Below are 395 nucleotides of genomic sequence, written 5' to 3' on the forward strand. Positions count from 1 at the left end.
ATGTCGCCAGCTCCGAGACGGTCGCGACAGATACCTCCCCCGGCTGGAACGCCGGCTCCACTTTCTCGTTGGGAGAAATGCGCAGATCCGCTGGAAAATGGTACGAGGTGGCAATAGTTGGTTGCGGGCCGGCCGGACTTGCGGCAGCCGTATATCTCGCAAGATTTCTGCGATCCTGCATCGTGTTCGACACAGGCGATGCGCGCGCGAAGCTAATTCCGAAGACCCGCAATTGTCCCGGCTTTCCACAGGGCATAAGCGGCAAGAGCCTATTGAAACGACTCAAGCAGCAGGCAGTCAATTATGGTTCTCAAATAGTCCAAGGTTCCGTTGAACGGCTAGACAAGGAACAGGGCAAATTTGTCCTTCAGACTTCTTTAGGACCAGTCAATGCC

Annotated in this window: 1 pseudogene; it reads left to right on the plus strand. The window is 55.2% G+C overall.

From position 1 onward, the window contains the following. Positions 1-182: 182 nt before the first annotated feature. Positions 183-395, plus strand: a pseudogene (locus tag EOA24_RS42720) (NAD(P)/FAD-dependent oxidoreductase); the annotation flags it as partial.

It is taken from the genome of Mesorhizobium sp. M2A.F.Ca.ET.039.01.1.1 (assembly GCF_003998035.1).
In the GTDB taxonomy this organism is placed as follows: Bacteria; Pseudomonadota; Alphaproteobacteria; order Rhizobiales; family Rhizobiaceae; genus Mesorhizobium.